Source organism: Stenotrophomonas sp. 22385 (assembly GCF_052045085.1).
Classification (GTDB): Bacteria; Pseudomonadota; Gammaproteobacteria; order Xanthomonadales; family Xanthomonadaceae; genus Stenotrophomonas.
In genome coordinates, this window is the sequence record NZ_JBQEOG010000004.1 from 117,172 (window position 1) to 132,664 (window position 15,493).

The 15,493-nt window shown below is 67.2% G+C and carries 8 protein-coding genes and 1 pseudogene; 1 reads left to right on the plus strand and 8 read right to left on the minus strand.

From position 1 onward, the window contains the following. Positions 1-3: 3 nt before the first annotated feature. From ACTJI4_RS09055 to ACTJI4_RS09085, 7 genes and pseudogenes are all read right to left on the minus strand, one after another. Positions 4-846 carry an aldose epimerase family protein gene (locus ACTJI4_RS09055; RefSeq protein WP_440869113.1) on the minus strand — a complete coding sequence of 281 codons (843 nt, stop codon included), beginning with the start codon at positions 844-846 and terminating at the stop codon, positions 4-6. Next, on the minus strand, positions 836-1,852 hold the full coding sequence (locus tag ACTJI4_RS09060) for a glycoside hydrolase family 43 protein (RefSeq protein ID WP_440869263.1): 1,017 nt from the start codon (positions 1,850-1,852) through the stop codon (positions 836-838). The genes ACTJI4_RS09055 and ACTJI4_RS09060 overlap by 11 nt, the downstream gene beginning before the upstream one ends. After that, positions 1,826-3,331, minus strand: a pseudogene (locus ACTJI4_RS09065) (MFS transporter); the annotation flags it as partial. The pseudogene ACTJI4_RS09065 and the gene ACTJI4_RS09060, both read right to left, overlap by 27 nt. After that, on the minus strand, positions 3,285-5,957 hold the full coding sequence (locus ACTJI4_RS09070; protein ID WP_440869114.1) for a glycoside hydrolase family 3 C-terminal domain-containing protein: 2,673 nt from the start codon (positions 5,955-5,957) through the stop codon (positions 3,285-3,287). The pseudogene ACTJI4_RS09065 and the gene ACTJI4_RS09070, both read right to left, overlap by 47 nt. Then, on the minus strand, positions 5,954-7,642 hold the full coding sequence (locus ACTJI4_RS09075) for a glycoside hydrolase family 43 protein (protein WP_440869115.1): 1,689 nt from the start codon (positions 7,640-7,642) through the stop codon (positions 5,954-5,956). The genes ACTJI4_RS09070 and ACTJI4_RS09075 overlap by 4 nt, the downstream gene beginning before the upstream one ends. Further along, on the minus strand, positions 7,642-9,624 hold the full coding sequence (locus ACTJI4_RS09080) for a sialate O-acetylesterase (RefSeq protein WP_440869116.1): 1,983 nt from the start codon (positions 9,622-9,624) through the stop codon (positions 7,642-7,644). The genes ACTJI4_RS09075 and ACTJI4_RS09080 overlap by 1 nt, the downstream gene beginning before the upstream one ends. Next, positions 9,621-11,735 (minus strand): alpha-glucuronidase family glycosyl hydrolase, encoded by a 2,115-nt coding sequence (locus ACTJI4_RS09085; RefSeq protein ID WP_440869117.1) that lies wholly within the window; start codon positions 11,733-11,735, stop codon positions 9,621-9,623. Before ACTJI4_RS09085 ends, ACTJI4_RS09080 begins: the two co-directional genes overlap by 4 nt. Before the next feature lie 111 nt (positions 11,736-11,846). Between ACTJI4_RS09085 and ACTJI4_RS09090 the strand changes: the two genes are divergently transcribed. Further along, positions 11,847-12,902 (plus strand): LacI family DNA-binding transcriptional regulator, encoded by a 1,056-nt coding sequence (locus ACTJI4_RS09090; RefSeq protein WP_440869118.1) that lies wholly within the window; start codon positions 11,847-11,849, stop codon positions 12,900-12,902. A 17-nt stretch (positions 12,903-12,919) separates the two neighbouring features. On the opposite strand, the gene ACTJI4_RS09095 is transcribed toward ACTJI4_RS09090, so the two are convergent. Further along, complete coding sequence (locus ACTJI4_RS09095) at positions 12,920-15,493, minus strand: glycoside hydrolase family 3 protein (RefSeq protein ID WP_440869119.1); 2,574 nt, start codon at positions 15,491-15,493, stop codon at positions 12,920-12,922.

Genomic DNA, 15,493 nt, shown 5'->3' on the forward strand with positions numbered 1-15,493 from the left:
ACCCTACCGGTCCGGGTTCCAGGCGAGATTGAAGGTCAGCTCTCGTTGTTCGCCCGGGTTGAGGCGGTTTGGGGCTAGGGTGAAGCCGTCTGGTGGGCCGGTTTGGGGTTCTACGCAGGTGGCGTGGGGGGCGGCGTCGTAGACCACCCAGTGGTGGGTGTTGGCTCGCAGCCTCAGGCGCTGGCCGGCGTACACCAGCGTTATATCGGCCTGGTTGATGAAGCAGTCGTCCCATGGGCCGGGGGATGCGCTTTCCAGTGGCAGCCTGGCTATGCCCTCCCCGTCTCGCGGGTACATGGCGTCGGGCTCGAACTGCAAGTGATCCGGCTTGCGAAACCACGGGTGCCAGCCGAGTACCGCCGGCATTGGCTGCGTGCCGGCCTGCACGGCGAGGCGCAGTTCCAGGCTGCGCGGTGTCAGGTGTATGGCCTGCGTTGCTCTGCCGCCAAAGGGCCAGTAGTCGTCCTCGGGAAGCTCGAGTGACAGCGTCGCGCTGTCCGCCGCGATGCTGTCGATCTGCCACGGCAACGCGAACCCCACGCCGTGGATGGCATGTTCGCCGAAGTTCGTTGGCAATGCGTACATCGTGCCGTCGAAATTGAACCGACCATGCCGGATACGGCCGGCCCACGGCACCATCGGGTAGCAGCCCCAAGCGATGGTGGCTGCCCCGCTTTCCTGTTCGTCGACCAGCCACTCCACGCCGTCGTAGCGGATACGAGCAACGCGCCCGCCGGCCTCAGGGGCCAGCGCCACCTCCAGCTTGCCCGCGCGCAACCAGTGCAGGTGGCCGGCAGGCAGTGGCGCCTGCGCATCGTCGATGGGCAACCGGCGCTCAGTTGCCATAGGGATCAATGGTCCGGATGCTGCCGTCCGCTTCCAAGTGCAGCGGGGTGCACTTGACCGAGCGCAGGTGGGTCACTCCGCCCGATAACAGGGCGTCGTGATAGAACAGGTACCACTGTCCTTCGACTTCGCAGATGGAGTGGTGCGTGGTCCAGCCCACTACGGGCTTGAGGATCACGCCGCCATAGGTGAACGGACCGTACGGGCTGTCGCCGATGGCGTAGCAGAGCAGATGGGTGTTGCCGGTGGAGTACGACAGGTAATACCTGCCTTGGTACTTGTGCAGCCACGGCCCTTCGAAGAACCGGCGCTCGTGGTCATCGGCGCGCAAGGGGTGGCCTTGCTCGTCCAGGATGACTACTTCCTGCGTGGGCTCGGCCAGCTGGTTCATGCCCGCGTCCAGTCGGCCGACACGCGGGCCCAGCGCAGGCGCATCGCCGGTGGGTTCTTCGTGTGCCACGTCGTAGCGGTTGTCCCGGTACTTCTGCAGCTGGCCGCCCCAGATGCCACCGAAGTAAAGGTAATGCGCGCCATCGTCGTCTTCGTATACGGCCGGGTCGATGGAGTACGTGCCGGCCATCGGCTCCGGTTCGGCGGTGAACGGGCCCTCGGGGCGGTTGGCCACGGCGACGCCGATGCGGAACCTGCCCTCCCCGTCCTTGGCCGGGAAATAGAGGTAGTAGCGGCCGTCGCGGTGCGCAGCGTCCGGGGCCCACATCTGCTTTGCGGCCCATGGCACGTCGCGGACGTGCAGCGCCATGCCGCAATCGGTGGCCTCGCCGGTGGGGCTGTCCATGCGCAGGACGTGGTAGTCCTCCATGCCGAAGTGCCCACCGTCATCATCGAATGGCGTGCCGGCGTCGATGTCGTGCGACGGATAAATGTACAGCCGCCCTTCGAATACATGCGCCGACGGGTCGGCGGTGTAGATATGGGTCACCAGCGGCTGGGAGATGGCATGTGCCGCCAGGTGGCCCAGGTCGTTGCCCTCGCGACGCTGCTGCAGGTCCTGCTCTATGCGGGTTTCCATGCGCTTGTCGATCCTGTAGAGGAACAGCATCGCCACGGCGATCAGGAACGGAAGCGAGCAGTACACGCTCACCGTCAGCCGGATGCCGTTGACCACGCCCTCCGGCTGCTGGTCTGCGCCGGCCTGGTAGCCGTAGTACGCCAGGATGCCGGCGACCAGTGCGCCACCGATACTGAGGCCGATCTTCAGGCCGCACAGCATCGCGGAGAAGATGATGGCGGTGGCGCGGCGGTTGTTCTTCCATTCGGAGTAGTCGGCGACGTCGGCGATCATCGCCCACAGCAACGGAATGGTGATGCCGTAGAAGAACCCGTGCAGCATGAACGACACGAACGCCACGGCCACGGCGGTGGGCGGGAAGAAGTAGAACACCAGCAGGAAGACGGTGGAGACCAGCAGCGCGCCGCCGAACACGTCGCGCTTGCCGAGGCGGTCGGCCAGCCGGCGGGAGACCCCGATGCCCAGGATCATGCAGATGATGCCGCAGGCGTTGAACAGACTGAACGCCGAGGTCGCCGGGTCCTCCGGCCAGGCGAAGCCGGACAGCCCCATGCCGTTGAGCGTGGCGTTCAATCCGCCGATGAAGCGGTTGAAGCCGGTGTTGTCGAGAAAGTCGGCGAGAGCCGGCCCGCTCATGTAGTACTGGAAGTAGTAGACGTAGGTACCGCCCTTCAGGGCCAGGTTGATGAAGACCAGGATGGTCAGGGCCAGCATCACCTGCCACGGCCGGTTGCGCACCAGGTCGGACAGGTCCTGCAGTACCCCGCCGGTCTGCTCCTTGTTCGGCACGATGCGTTCGCGCGTGGTGGCAAAGGTGATCAGGAAGAACACGGTGCCCACCACGGCGAACACGGTCATCACCCGCTCGAAGCCCAGCACACGGTCGCCGTCGCCAAGGATCAGCACCAGCGGCAACAGCAGCACCTGGATGATGAACTGCGCGATCATCACCGCCACGAAGCGGTAGGCCGAGAGGCTGTTGCGCTGGGCCATGCTGCCGGTGAGCACGCCGCTGAGCGCGGAGTACGGCAGGTTGTTGGCTGCGTACACCAGCATCAGCAGGCCGTAGGTGCCCAGGGCGTAGATGATCTTGCCCTGCGCGCCCAGCTGCGGGGTGCTGAAGGCCAGCAGCGAGAGCACGCCGAACGGCACCGCCGTCCACAGGATCCAAGGCCGGAACTTGCCCCATCGCGTTGCCGTGCGATCGGCAACGATGCCGATAAGCGGGGTGAACACGAAGGCGCCAAGCAGGCCGATCACGAAGATGATCGTCGCCGCCGTGGCCGGCGGCAGTCGGTACACATCGGTGTAGAAGAACGCCAGGTAGGTGATGAGCGTCTGGAAGATCAGGTTCGCCGCGAGGTCGCCCAGGCTGTAGCCCAGCTTTTCCCGTACCGACAGGACGTGCTCAGTCACGGGCAGCCTCCACGGTGAAGCGGGCCTGCACGCGCGCATCGGCGCTGGAGCTGCCTACCCTGACCTCGTACGCACCCGGCGGTACGACATACGCCGCGCGGGCTTCGTTGTACTGTCGCAGGGCCTGCTTCGCATCCAGATCGAAGGCCACGGTGCGCCGTTCACCCGGCGCCAGCTGGACACGCTGGAAGCCGCGCAGCGCCTGCTGCGCATCACCCCGCGCTGCATCCACCCGCCGCACATACAGCTGCACCACTTCATCGCCTGCGCGCTTGCCGGTGTTGGCCACGTCCACCTGCACCTTGAGCTGCCCGTCCGCGGCGATGCGGGGTGCATCCAGGCGGAGTTTGCCGTAGTCGAATGTGGTGTACGACAGGCCGTGCCCGAACGGGTACAGCGGTGTGCCCCGGAAGTAGCGGTAGGTGCGGCCTTCCATGGTGTAGTCGTCGAAGGCCGGCATCGCCTGGCCTGCCTTGTAGAACGTCACCGGCAGCCGCCCGCCAGGGTTGGTTTCGCCGAACAGCGCCTGGCCCACGGCGGTGCCGCCGCGTTGCCCGGGGTACCAGCTCATCAGGATGGCAGGCAGATTTGCCTGGGCCCAGTCCACGGCCAGTGCGGAACCGCCGGTGAGCACCATCACCACGGGCTTGCCGGTGGCGTGCAGCGCTTCGAGCAGGGCACGCTGCGGCGCGGGCAGGCGCAGGTCGGTACGGTCACCGCCGGCAAAGCCCGGGTAGTTGACCTTCATTTCCTCGCCTTCGACATCGCCGGTCAGGCCGCCGACGAACACCACTACATCGGCATTGCGGGCGGCATCCAGGGCCTCCTCGAACGGCGGTTTGGCACCGGGCATGCGCCAGCCCAGCCGAACGCCGGCGTCGCGCTCGGCATCAAAGTACTCAAGCTTGAGGTCGTAGGCGCGGCCTGCCTGCAGGTCCAGGTCCACGCCGTCGCCGTGCAGGCGGTCGCTGGTGCCCCAGTGGTCCAGCACGCGCTTGCCGTCCACGTAGAGGCGGAAGCCGTCATCGGCGGCGGCCTCGATGCGGTAACGGCCGGATACTGGCGGCAGCAGCTGGCCGCTCCAGCGGATGCTGAAGTTGTCATTGGGAATGCCCTGCCCCGGCGCCGCTTCACCACGGGCCAGCAGGTTGTCGGTGGGCGAGCCGCGGTCCCAGCCGAAGCCGATCTGGGCATCGGTACGGACCAGCGCCGGTGTGCCGGAAAGATCGGCGGTGCGGAAGTACTCGCCGCGCAGGCCGCGTTCCGGGGAATCGGCGGACGGACGCAGGTACGCCGCTTCGATCAGCGGGGTAGCGCTGGGATCGTCGCGCCCTTCCACCAGGTCCACGCCGCGTGCGTAGCGCACCTCCACACCCTTGGCCGCATCGCGGATGCCCTGCAGGATCGTCACCGGTGCGGCCGGGGTGCCGAAGTAGTTGCCGAGCAGCGCCATGGTGTCATCTGCAGTGGGGCCGACCACGGCGATACGCTTGAGGTTGCGTGACAGCGGCAGCACGCCATCGTTCTTCAACAGCACCAGCGATTCCTGTGCCGCTTTCAGCGCCAGCGCGTCGTGTGTGGGGGCCTGGTTCACCGAGGCCGGGATCTGTGCCCATTTCACGCGTTCTGGCGGATCGAACATGCCCAGCCGCATCCGCGCGGTGAACAGCCGGGTCACGGCATCGTCGATTTCCGCCTCGCTGATCAGGCCCTGCTTCACCGCTGCCGGCAGTGTCGCGTATTCCTGGCCGCACTCCAGCTCGGTCCCGTTCTTCACCGCCAGCGCGGCAGCGGCTTCGCGGGTGGGGACGATTTTGTGATGCTTCCAGATATCCACGATGGCCCAGCAGTCCGAGACCACGTAGCCCTTGAAACCCCAATCGCGGCGCAGCACGTCGCGCAGCAGGAAGTGGCTGGCACTGGCCGATTCGCCGTAGACCCGGTTGTAGGCGCCCATCACGGCGTCCACCTGGCCGTCCTTTACCAGCGCTTCGAACGCCGGCAGGTAGGTGTCGTACAGATCGCGCCTGCTGGGCCGGGCGTCGAAGTGGTGGCGGTCGGCCTCGGGACCGCTGTGCACGGCCAGGTGCTTGGCGGTGGCGTCCAGCTTGCGGTACACCGGGTCGTCGCCCTGCAGGCCGTGCACGAAGGCTACGCCCATGCGCGCGGTGAGGTACGGGTCCTCGCCGTAGGTTTCCTGGCCGCGGCCCCAGCGCGGGTCGCGGAAGATGTTGATGTTGGGCGACCAGAAGGTCAGCCCTTGATAACGGCCATGCGCGCCTTCGCGGATGAACTGGTGGTGCTTGGCGCGGGCTTCGTCGCTGATGGTGGTGGCCACCTGCCCCATCAACGGCACGTCGAAGGTGGCGGCCAGTCCGATGGCCTGCGGGAACACGGTGGCCTGGCCTGCCCGTGCGACGCCGTGCAGGCCTTCGTTCCACCAGTCGTACGCGGGAACGCCCAGCCGATCGATGGCGGGCGCGGCGTTCTGCATCTGGGCTGCCTTTTCTTCCAGGGTCATCTGCGCGACCAGCGCGGCGGCGCGGGTCTCGAAGCTGGCCGAGGTGTCGAGCCACGGCGGCGGTGCGGCGGCGTGGCCGACGGTGGCCAGGGTGATGGCGGCGCAGAGCGCCAGCGTGCGGAACAAGGGCCTGCGCGTCATCATTTGCTCCTCAGGGCGCGCTCGTCGCGCGCGAATGGTCCCAGCAGGGCGCCGACGAAGCCGCCTGCACGATCCGTACTCAATACCGTTCCGTCCACGTCATCGGCGAGGGTCTGCCAGCCATGCCCGTCGCCTGTGTCGAAGGCGAAGGCATAACGCACTTCGTCTCCTTTGATCTGGAGGCGCAGCGAGGCGGCCAACTCAAGCTCGCGCGATGCCAGCGTCTTCGTTGCGCCGCCGCCATCGCGCGCCTCAAGGAAGATCGCCACGCGATCATTACCCAGGCTGCGGACGCCGAGGAAGTACCAGTAGGCCTCGCTCTGGAACGCGGCCAACCCTGCGGCCACGCCTGCAGCGGGCCGTGTCATCTCGGTGCTGGCCTCGAAGCGCAGGTGCTGCTGGCGGCGGCCCAGGAACGCGGGGTTGCGTAGCGTGTCGAGGTCTTCCGGCAGCGGGTGCAACGCCAGGGAACCCGGGCGTTCGCGCAGGTCGGCCCAGTCCTGTTTGGGGACGCGTATGCGGAGCCAGTCGTTGCCGAGCGTGGCGGTGTCGAACTCGTTGCGTTCTATGAAGTTGCCGGTTGACGGTGCCTGCTTTGCTTCGCCCTGCATCCACGATGGCGCCTTGGCCGCGTACGGAATGGTCTGCCCCGCCGGCAGGATCACCGGCCAGCCGTCACGCCATTCCACCGGCAGCAGGTAGGTTTCGCGCCCGGTGTTGTAGTGGCGGATGTCATAGTTGCGGCTGGCAAGAAACACCGCCCACCAGGAACCGTCCGGGCCTTCCACCAGATCGGCATGGCCGGCGTTGGTGATCGGCAGCGGCCGGTCGCTGGGCAGGTCGCGCTGGGTGAGAATCGGGTTGCCCGCATACGGCACGTAGGGCCCCCACGCCTCGCGGCTGCGCAGGACCACCTGCGAATGTTGCGGCCCGGTGCCGCCTTCCGCGTCGGAGAGGTAGTACCAGCCATCACGTTTGTAGATGTGTGGCCCCTCGATCCAGATCGGGTTCTTGGCCGGCTCCACGCCGCCGTCGATGAGCACCTTGCGGGAGCCTACCGGCGTAAACGACGCCAGATCCAGCTGCTGCATCCAGATGGCACGGTGGCCTTCATAACGCGGCGGGCCGGGTGGTACATCGTTGTTGAGCAGGTAGACCTTGCCGTCCTCGTCGAAGAACAGTGACGGGTCGATGCCCGCGATGCCCGGCAGCCAGTGCGGGTCGGACCAGGGGCCGGCCGGATCGCGGGCGGTGGCGATGAAATTGCCGCCGCTGTCGACGGCGGTGGTAACCACGTAGAACACGCCGTCGTGGAAGGAGATGGCCGGCGCGAAGATTCCCCGTGACACGCTGAGCCCATCGAAATCCAGCTGGGATGGGCGGTCGATGACGTTGCCAATCTGTTTCCAGTGCACCAGGTCCACGCTTTCGAACACCGGGATGCCCGGGAAGTAGGTGAAGCTTGAATTGACCAGGTAGAACTTCCCGTTGGCACGGGTGATGCTCGGGTCCGCGTGAAAGCCCGCCAGGATCGGGTTGCGGTAGTGCCCGGCAGGCAGCGGGGGTTCAAACGCGGCGTCGTTGCCGGCGTACTCGAACCAGTCGAAGTAGACCGGGGGCGCGGGTGTGGCCGCCTGCGCCGGCAGCGCAGCAGACAGCAGCAGGAGCGTGGCAAGCAGCAGGCGCATCAGGGTTCCTCCGCTGGGATAAGGGACAGCTCGAACGGTCCGGCAGGTGCGCCACTGCTGTCGCGCAGCGTGCAGATGGGGCCGTCTGCCCAGCAGTAGCGGACGCTGGCCGCCGTTCCGGCCCGCAGGCTGTTCAGCACTACCGCGTTGCCATCCAGCGTGGCGTCTGCGTAGGCGCAGCGCGTCGACCCGGCGTCGCACAGCTCGAAGCCGATGGGGCCGTCGGCACCGGTTGCGACCAGCGTTCCGGCGACATCGTCAAACCCGATGCGCACCTCCACCCGCGTGCGGGATACCTTGCCTGCGGTGGGGCCGGAGGGGGCTGCTGACCGCTCGCCGTACACCACATGGCGCGCCACCCGCGCCAGACGCCGGCCCAGTTCCTGTTTGTTCGGCGGATGGATGTCGTAGGCATCCCCGATGTCGATGGCAAGCGCCAGGCCGGTATGCGGGTCCTCGGCGGCAACGCGCCGCTGCGCCTCGCGCACCTGCGCCCAGCCACTTTCAGCCGGGGCCACGGGCGGTTGGCCATAGCCGGCCAGCTGCACCACCAGTAAAGGCATGTCCGCGCCGAACTGCCCTCGCCAGTCAGCGCGCAGCGTGCGCAGCCTGTCCGCGTAGGCAGCGCCCTCGCCGGTGTTGGATTCGCCCTGGTACCAGAGCATGCCGCGCAGGCCATAGCTGCCCAGCGGCGCGATCATGCCGTTGTACAGCGTGGAAAGACCGCTGGCGGCATGCCAGGGGGCCAGTGGGGGTGCCTGGTCGCCGGACGCTACACGGTACTGCCAGGGCGCATCAAGAACGATCCGGGTGCCATCGTCGAGATGCAGGGCATGGGCCTGCGCGGGACCGGCCAGCCCGCCGGCGCCCCAGGTGTCCAGCACGTTGACGACCACGCTGTTGGTGCCGGCCTTCAGCAGGCCGGGCGGCAGCGGATAGGATCGCGCGTCCCCGGGGGCGTTCTGGCTCCCCACCACCACGCCATTGACCCAGGTCACGTCTGTTTCATCGGCAGCCGCCAGCTCAAGGCGTGCGCCCTGCGCTGCCTGTGCGGCGCTGAGCTTCAGCTCGGTGCGGTACCAGACCATGCCGTTGTACGTCGACAGCGCGGGAATGCCCCAGCGCTCCCAGGCGCCGAGCTGGGCCGGAGCCGGGCGCCATCCGCTGCGGTCAGCGTCGGGCTGCCACGGGGCATCGCCGGGTGTGGCGCCTTCGCGCTGCTCCCACCACTGCTGCCAGTGCTTGCCCCATGCTGCGTTTGCTGCCACCGGGTCGCTGGCATACAGCGCGAACACATCCAGCGCTTCCTCCATGCCACCTTGCGCGCGCAGCGCAGCGGCGCTGGTCCAGGCCTCTATCCGCGAACCGCCCCACGCCGACTGGATGAGACCCATCGGCACGTTGACGGTCTTCCGAAGTTCACGCGCGAAGAAGTAGCAGGCGGCGGAAAAATCGCGCACGCTTTCAGGGGATGCGGGTTGCCATGACACCGGGCCGGCGAACCGCTCCTGAGGCGTCACGGCCGCGGCCTTGGGCACGGTGAAAAGGCGAATGTCCGGCTGCGTGGCGGAGGCGATTTCGCTGTCGGCGTCGAGCGCACGCCGCACTGGCAGTTCCATGTTCGATTGGCCGGAACACAACCAGACGTCGCCCATCTGCACGTCGCGCACGGTCTGGGCGAGCTGCCCTGCCCGTACGCTCATTTCGTAAGGGCCGCCGGCGGCGATGGGCTTCAAGGTGACGCGCCAGCGACCCTCTGCATCCGCCTGTGCAGTGGCAGTCTGGCGTGCGAACCTCACCGATACGGTGGTGTCCGGCGCGGCATGGCCCCAGACCGGAATCGGCTGGTCGCGCTGCAGGACGGAATGGTCCTGGAACAGCGGGTGCAGCAGCGGCGCCACGGATTCCTGCGCCATGGCCGGTGCGGCGAATAGCGCCAGAGCACTGGCCAACAGCCACCCCATCCTCGGTTTACAGCTCATCGGCCATCTCCCGGTGCAGACGGAAACTGCAGCGTCTCGTAGTACGCCAGCGGGTGTGGGGGTGCGGCTTCGCCTGCTGGCAATGGCCTGCCGCTGATCGACTGGAAGTATGCGACGCTGGCATCGCGCCACCATTGCGCTTCGCGCAGCTGGATCTTGAGGAAGGCGGCGACGTGTTCGTAACGGTGTGGATCGACCCTTCCCTGCAGGCTTGCCCACGTGGTCTGCATGGCCCGGACCTGGCGTACGCCAAGCGAATACCGCCCCACCAGCTCGTCCCATAGCGGCCGCCCGGAGGCCATGCGGTGCTCCCACCGCACGTGGTGGAACCACAACAGCAGCGACTCCGGCACCCCCTCCAGGTCGGCATATTTCGCGGCTACTTCCGGGGCGTACTGGGCTACGGCGTTGCTGCCCGTCGCAGTGCGGTCAAAGCCAATGCCGTTGCGGTCGGCGCGGTGGTAGTACACCGACGTCCAGTCCGCGCGCGGGCCGCCGTCAACCCAGGGGCCGGGGCCATGATGGTGGCCGCGCGCCATCAGATGGTGCAGGCCCAGCGGGGTCATGTAGTTCACCGCGGCCTCGCGTGAAGCCATCATCATCCCGACGATCGGCTGCACCACCGCGGGGTCCGGCGAGAATGTCATCGCCGCCCAGTCTGCCGCGATGTCACGGGACGATTGATCCGGATTCCAGGCAAGGCGCCCGAAGGCATACCAGTTGGCCTGATCGAAGTGCGAACCACTCCACGTGCGATCGGTGCCGATGTTGGCGACGCCGGCGATACCGCTCAGTGACTGCGCCACGGTGAAGGCTTTGCCGTTTGCGCGGGTGTCGGCGTGCAGCACTTCTTCAAACAGCGGCCCCAGGTACACCAGGTGCGTGGCGAAGCCGAGGTATTCCTTGGTGATCTGGAACTCCATCATCAGCGGCGTGCGCGGCATGGCCCCGAACAGCGGGTGGAACGGTTCGCGCGGTTGGAAGTCGATGGGGCCGTTCTTCACCTGCAGCACCACGTTCGGGCGGAACGCACCGTCCAGGCCGGCGAACTCGGTGTAGGCCTGGGTGGCACGGTCGGCAGGCGCCTCGTGTGCATAGACGAAGGCGCGCCACATCACCACGCCGCCGTGCGGTGCCAAGGCATCGGCCAGCAGGTTGGCGCCATCGGCATGGCTGCGGCCGTAGTCCTGTGGGCCTGGCTGCCCTTCGGAGTTGGCCTTGACCAGGAAGCCGCCGAAATCCGGAATGTGCTGGTAGATCTCGTCGACCTTGTCGTGCCACCAACGCTGCACCGCCGGGTTGAGCGGATCGGCTGTCTTGAGCCCGCCCAGTTCGATGGGAGCGCTGAAGCGCGCGCTCAGGTAAACGCGGATGCCGTAGGGCCGGAATACGTCGGCCAGAGCGGCGGCCTTGGCCAGGTAATGCGGCGCAAGGCTCTGTGCGTTGGCGTTGACGTTGTTCAGCACTGAGCCGTTGATGCCCAGCGAGGCATTGGCCCGTGCGTAATCGGTGTAGCGCGGGTCGCGCCATTCCGGCAGCGTCTGCCAGTCCCACAGGGAGCGGCCGGCGTAGCCGCGTTCGACATGACCTTCGAGGTTGTCCCAATGGTCAAGTACACGAAGGCGCACCTTGGGTGATTCTCTGACTTCCAAGTCATTCAACGACGTGCCCGTCTGCAGCAACCGAAGCAGATGGAACGTGCCGTACAGCACGCCGATATCGCTGCGCGCGGCCACCAGCAGTACGTCGCGCCCATCGACCCGCGTGCGCTTGAGCAGGTACCCCTCTTCCCCAAGCGACGCGACCTCATCGCGGAACGACGCGATCAATGCCGACGACCGGGGCGTGCCAAGCGCAAGTACCTCACTACCGGAGCTTGCGCTTTGGGCTCGAAGTGCGCTTCCCAAGAGTCCCGTCAGGCCACGGACCAGCTCGTCACGGGCTGCACGCTGCGTGGGCGTCTGATCTGGAGCGACAACCTCGCCCAGCTGTGCGCGATAGTCCGCAGCAACCGCCGGCTCCAGCGGGGCGTACCGCAACCAGAGGTCGTAGCCATCCTCCGCGCGCGCACCCGCGCTGCAGGCCATCAATGCCACGGCAACACCCAGCATCCAATGACACCGCACGACACGCGACTGCCCCCGCAGCGTCGGCAGCAAACCTTGTAAGCTCAGGCGGTGCGTTGGACGCCACAGCGTCACAAAGAAGAACGGGAGGGCGTATTGGACAAACCGAAGAAATCGGTCCGCCGCAAAGCCAGTGGCGTGACGATCGACGAGGTGGCGGCGCTGGCCGGGGTGTCGCCGATGACGGTGTCGCGGGCGATCAACCAGGGCAAGGTGCGCGATGACACCCGCGAACGCGTGATGCGCGCGGTGCAGGCATTGGGCTACACGCCCAACCTGGCCGCCAGTACGCTGGCCGCGGCGCAGCACACGCGCATTGCGCTGATCTACACCAATCCCAGCGGCGCCTACCTGCGCGAACTGCTGGTGGGGCTGCTGCGGGGCGCGTCCAATGCCGCCATCCAGCTGGTCATCCACTACTGGGACAACCTGGACCCCGTTGCCGAGCGCAAGGCCGCGCGCGCCCTGGCCGGCCGCGTCGACGGCGTGATCCTGCCGCCCCCGCTGTGCGAATCGTCGGTGGCCGTGACCGAGCTGGTCAAGGCCGGCATTCCGGTGGTCGCCATCGCGTCGGGGCACCTGCGTGACGATGTTTCCTGCGTGCGCATCGATGACTTCCACGCGGGCAAGGAGATGGCGGAACACCTTATCCAGCAGGGACATACCCGGATCGGCTTCATCCGAGGCCGTAACGACCTCAGCGCGAGCGCGCGACGCTACGACGGCTTCGCCACTGCCCTGCACGAGGCCGGGCTGGAGGTCGAGGCCAGCCTGGTCCAGCAGGGGGACTACACCTATCGCTCGGGCCTGGATGCCGCCGAGAAGCTGCTGTCCCAGCCCCATCCTCCCACGGCGGTCTTCGCCAGCAACGACGACATGGCAGCTGCCGCGATTTCCGTGGCGCACCGGCAGGGGCTCGAGGTGCCGCGTGACCTGTCGGTGGTGGGCTTCGATGACACCTCCGCAGCCACCACGGTATGGCCCGAGCTCACCACCCTGCATCAACCCATCGCCGCGATGGCCGATGCGGCCATCGACATCCTGCTGCGCACCATCCGCCACCGCACCGACGACAGCCGCGTGCTGACCGACCACGTGCTGCCACACCGCCTGGTGATGCGCGATTCGGTCGCGCCCCCGCCCAAGCGGTGATGGCATTGCGCGCATGGTTACGCGCCCGGGCATGCGACGGTGGCGTCCGCTTCATTCAGGGCACCCAGCGCGACGCGTGACACCGAAAGGGTCATGGCGCCGGCGGTGCCGATCGACCAGGGCCGATCCAGCTTGCCCACGTCTGCACCGGCGGCCGAGAGACACTTCAACGGCACCCCCACGCGCTTCCAGTCGCCCACCGGCAGCTTGGCCAGCGAAGGCGCAAGCGGAACGCGCGCGGTACACCCGGCGCCGCAACCGACCGACAGCCAGGCGTCGCCCTTGGGCGCAGCATCAACCCGCAGCGTAGTGATCAGCATCAGGTCGCCATTGCTCTCGCGCTGCAGGTCCAACGGGACGTGCGACTGCACGGCGACGGTTGCCTCGCCCTTGCCCGACCACGCCAGTCGGCGGCCGTCTTCCTGCACAAGGTGGTCCACGCCAGTGACTTTCAGCAGGTCACCATCAAGCGATTCGGGCACCTTGGTAACGGTCACGCTCTGGCCCGTGCTGCCTTCAAGCCGCAGCGCCATGCCGGAACCTGCATCACCGCGTGCGAAGAACACACCGGCCGCGCCTTCGTTGCCAGTCACGCCCGACACTTCCGGCAGTGGCGCCAGATCGCCCTTGTCGGCGTAGGTCAGTCCGAAGCCGAACGCGAACTGCGGGTCGTAGTCCTTCTGGCCAACATTGTTGGCGTACTGGATCGCCGTGCGCGGCCAGCTGAAGCTCAGCTTGCCCTTGAAGTCGTGCTGCACGCTGCCATCGGCCTTGCGCAGCAGCACATCGGCAATGCCGCCGCCTTCCGACCCTGGCAGCCACGCCGCCACGAACGCATCGGAGGCGTTGATCTCGCGGTTCACCCACAGGGGCCGGCCGCTCAGGAACACCGCCACCACCGGGATGCCATCGGCCTTCAGCTTTTTAATCAACTGAAGGTCCGCGTCGTCGCCCGGTTTGTAGGCCAGTGTCGCCAGGTCGCCCTGGAATTCGGCATAGGGGTTCTCGCCGAACACCACCACGGCCACGTCGGGCTTTGCCGTGTATTTCCCATCTACGGCGAACATGGCTTCGCCACCCGCGGCCTTGGCCTGCTGGGCGATGCCTTCGAAGATGGTGTCCGCGTTCGGGAAGTCCTTGCGGGTGGTGCCGGTGCCCTGCCAGTTCAACGTCCAGCCGCCGGCCTGCTTGCCGACATCGTTTGCCCCATAACCGGCCACGAGGATGCGCTGCTTGGGCGCCAACGGCAGCACGCCGCCCTGGTTCTTCAACAGCACCAGCGATTCGCGCACCGCCTGGCGTGCCACCGCGCGATGTTCCGGTGCGCCGATCAATGCGAACTGGCCACCGACCGTGCGCGACGACGGCTTGCCGGCCTCGAACAAGCCGAGCCGCAACTTCACCCGCAGGATCCGGCGCACCGCATCGTCCAGGCGGTCCTGGGTGATGGTGCCGGCCTTCGCCGCCGCCAGCGTGGTCTCGTAGAAGCCCTTCCAGCTGTCCGAGGCCATGGCCATGTCCAGGCCGGCGTTGATGGTGGCCGGGCAATCAGTGGTGGTGCAGCCCTTGACCTGGCCGTGGCCGTTCCAGTCACCCACCACGAAGCCGCCGAAGTTCATGCGCCCCTTCAGCGCATCGGTCAGGTACGGCTTGTGGCCGTGCATCTTCTCGCCATTGACGCTGTTGAACGATGCCATGACGGTCTGTGCGCCCGCCGCGATCGCGGTCGGATAGCCCGCGGCGTGGATGCGGACCAGCTCGGCTTCGCTGATTCTGGTATCGCCCTGGTCCTTGCCATCGGTGGTGCCGCCATCGCCAAGGAAGTGCTTGACCGAGGCGATCACGTGGCGGCCATCCAGGAAGTCGGGCGAGCCCACCTTGCCCTGCAGGCCCTCAACCACGGCGCCGGCGTAGCTGGCCACGACTTCAGGGGATTCGGAATAGCCTTCGTAGGTGCGTCCCCAGCGGTCGTCCTGCGGGACCGCCACGGTGGGTGCAAACGCCCACTCCATGCCGGTGGCGCGCGTCTCCAGTGCGGTGATCTCGCCGATCCGGCGCACCAGCTCCGGGTTGCGCGCTGCACCCAACCCGATGTTGTGCGGGAACAGGGTGGCGCCGACGATGTTGCTCTGGCCATGCACGGCGTCGATGCCGAACAGCACGGGAATGGCCTTGCCGCCGGTTGAGGTGTCCATGGACGCCGCGTAGAAGGCATCGGCCAGGGCCAGCCATTCGGCCGGCTTGGCGTCGTAGCGGCCGCCCGGGTCGGAGTTGCCGCCGGCAAGGATGGAGCCCAATCGATACTTGCGCACGTCATCCGGCGTGATGCTGGCAATGTCGCCCTGCACCAGCTGCCCGACTTTTTCCTCGACCGTCATGCCGGCCATCAGCTCGGTGATCCGCTTTTCCATCGCGGGGTCGTCGGGCAGCGGCCAGGTCACCTGGGGCCAGGGGTTGGCGTCGGTCTTGGCCTCCGCCTGGGCTGGTGCAGCCGGCTTGTCGTCTCCCTTGCAGGCAGCGAGTGAAAGCAGCAGCGCGGCCAGCAGCAAGCCGGTGCGGCGGATAGCGGTGTGGTGGGTCATGGTGCTCAT

Coding starts and splice junctions, on each gene's coding strand:
- ACTJI4_RS09075 (WP_440869115.1), bottom strand. CDS start 7,642: ATGCGCCTGCTGCTTGCCACGCTCCTGCTGCTGTCTGCTGCGCTGCCG.
- ACTJI4_RS09080 (WP_440869116.1), bottom strand. CDS start 9,624: ATGAGCTGTAAACCGAGGATGGGGTGGCTGTTGGCCAGTGCTCTGGCG.
- ACTJI4_RS09055 (WP_440869113.1), bottom strand. CDS start 846: ATGGCAACTGAGCGCCGGTTGCCCATCGACGATGCGCAGGCGCCACTG.
- ACTJI4_RS09070 (WP_440869114.1), bottom strand. CDS start 5,957: ATGATGACGCGCAGGCCCTTGTTCCGCACGCTGGCGCTCTGCGCCGCC.
- ACTJI4_RS09095 (WP_440869119.1), bottom strand. CDS start 15,493: ATGAGCACCATGACCCACCACACCGCTATCCGCCGCACCGGCTTGCTG.
- ACTJI4_RS09085 (WP_440869117.1), bottom strand. CDS start 11,735: ATGCTGGGTGTTGCCGTGGCATTGATGGCCTGCAGCGCGGGTGCGCGC.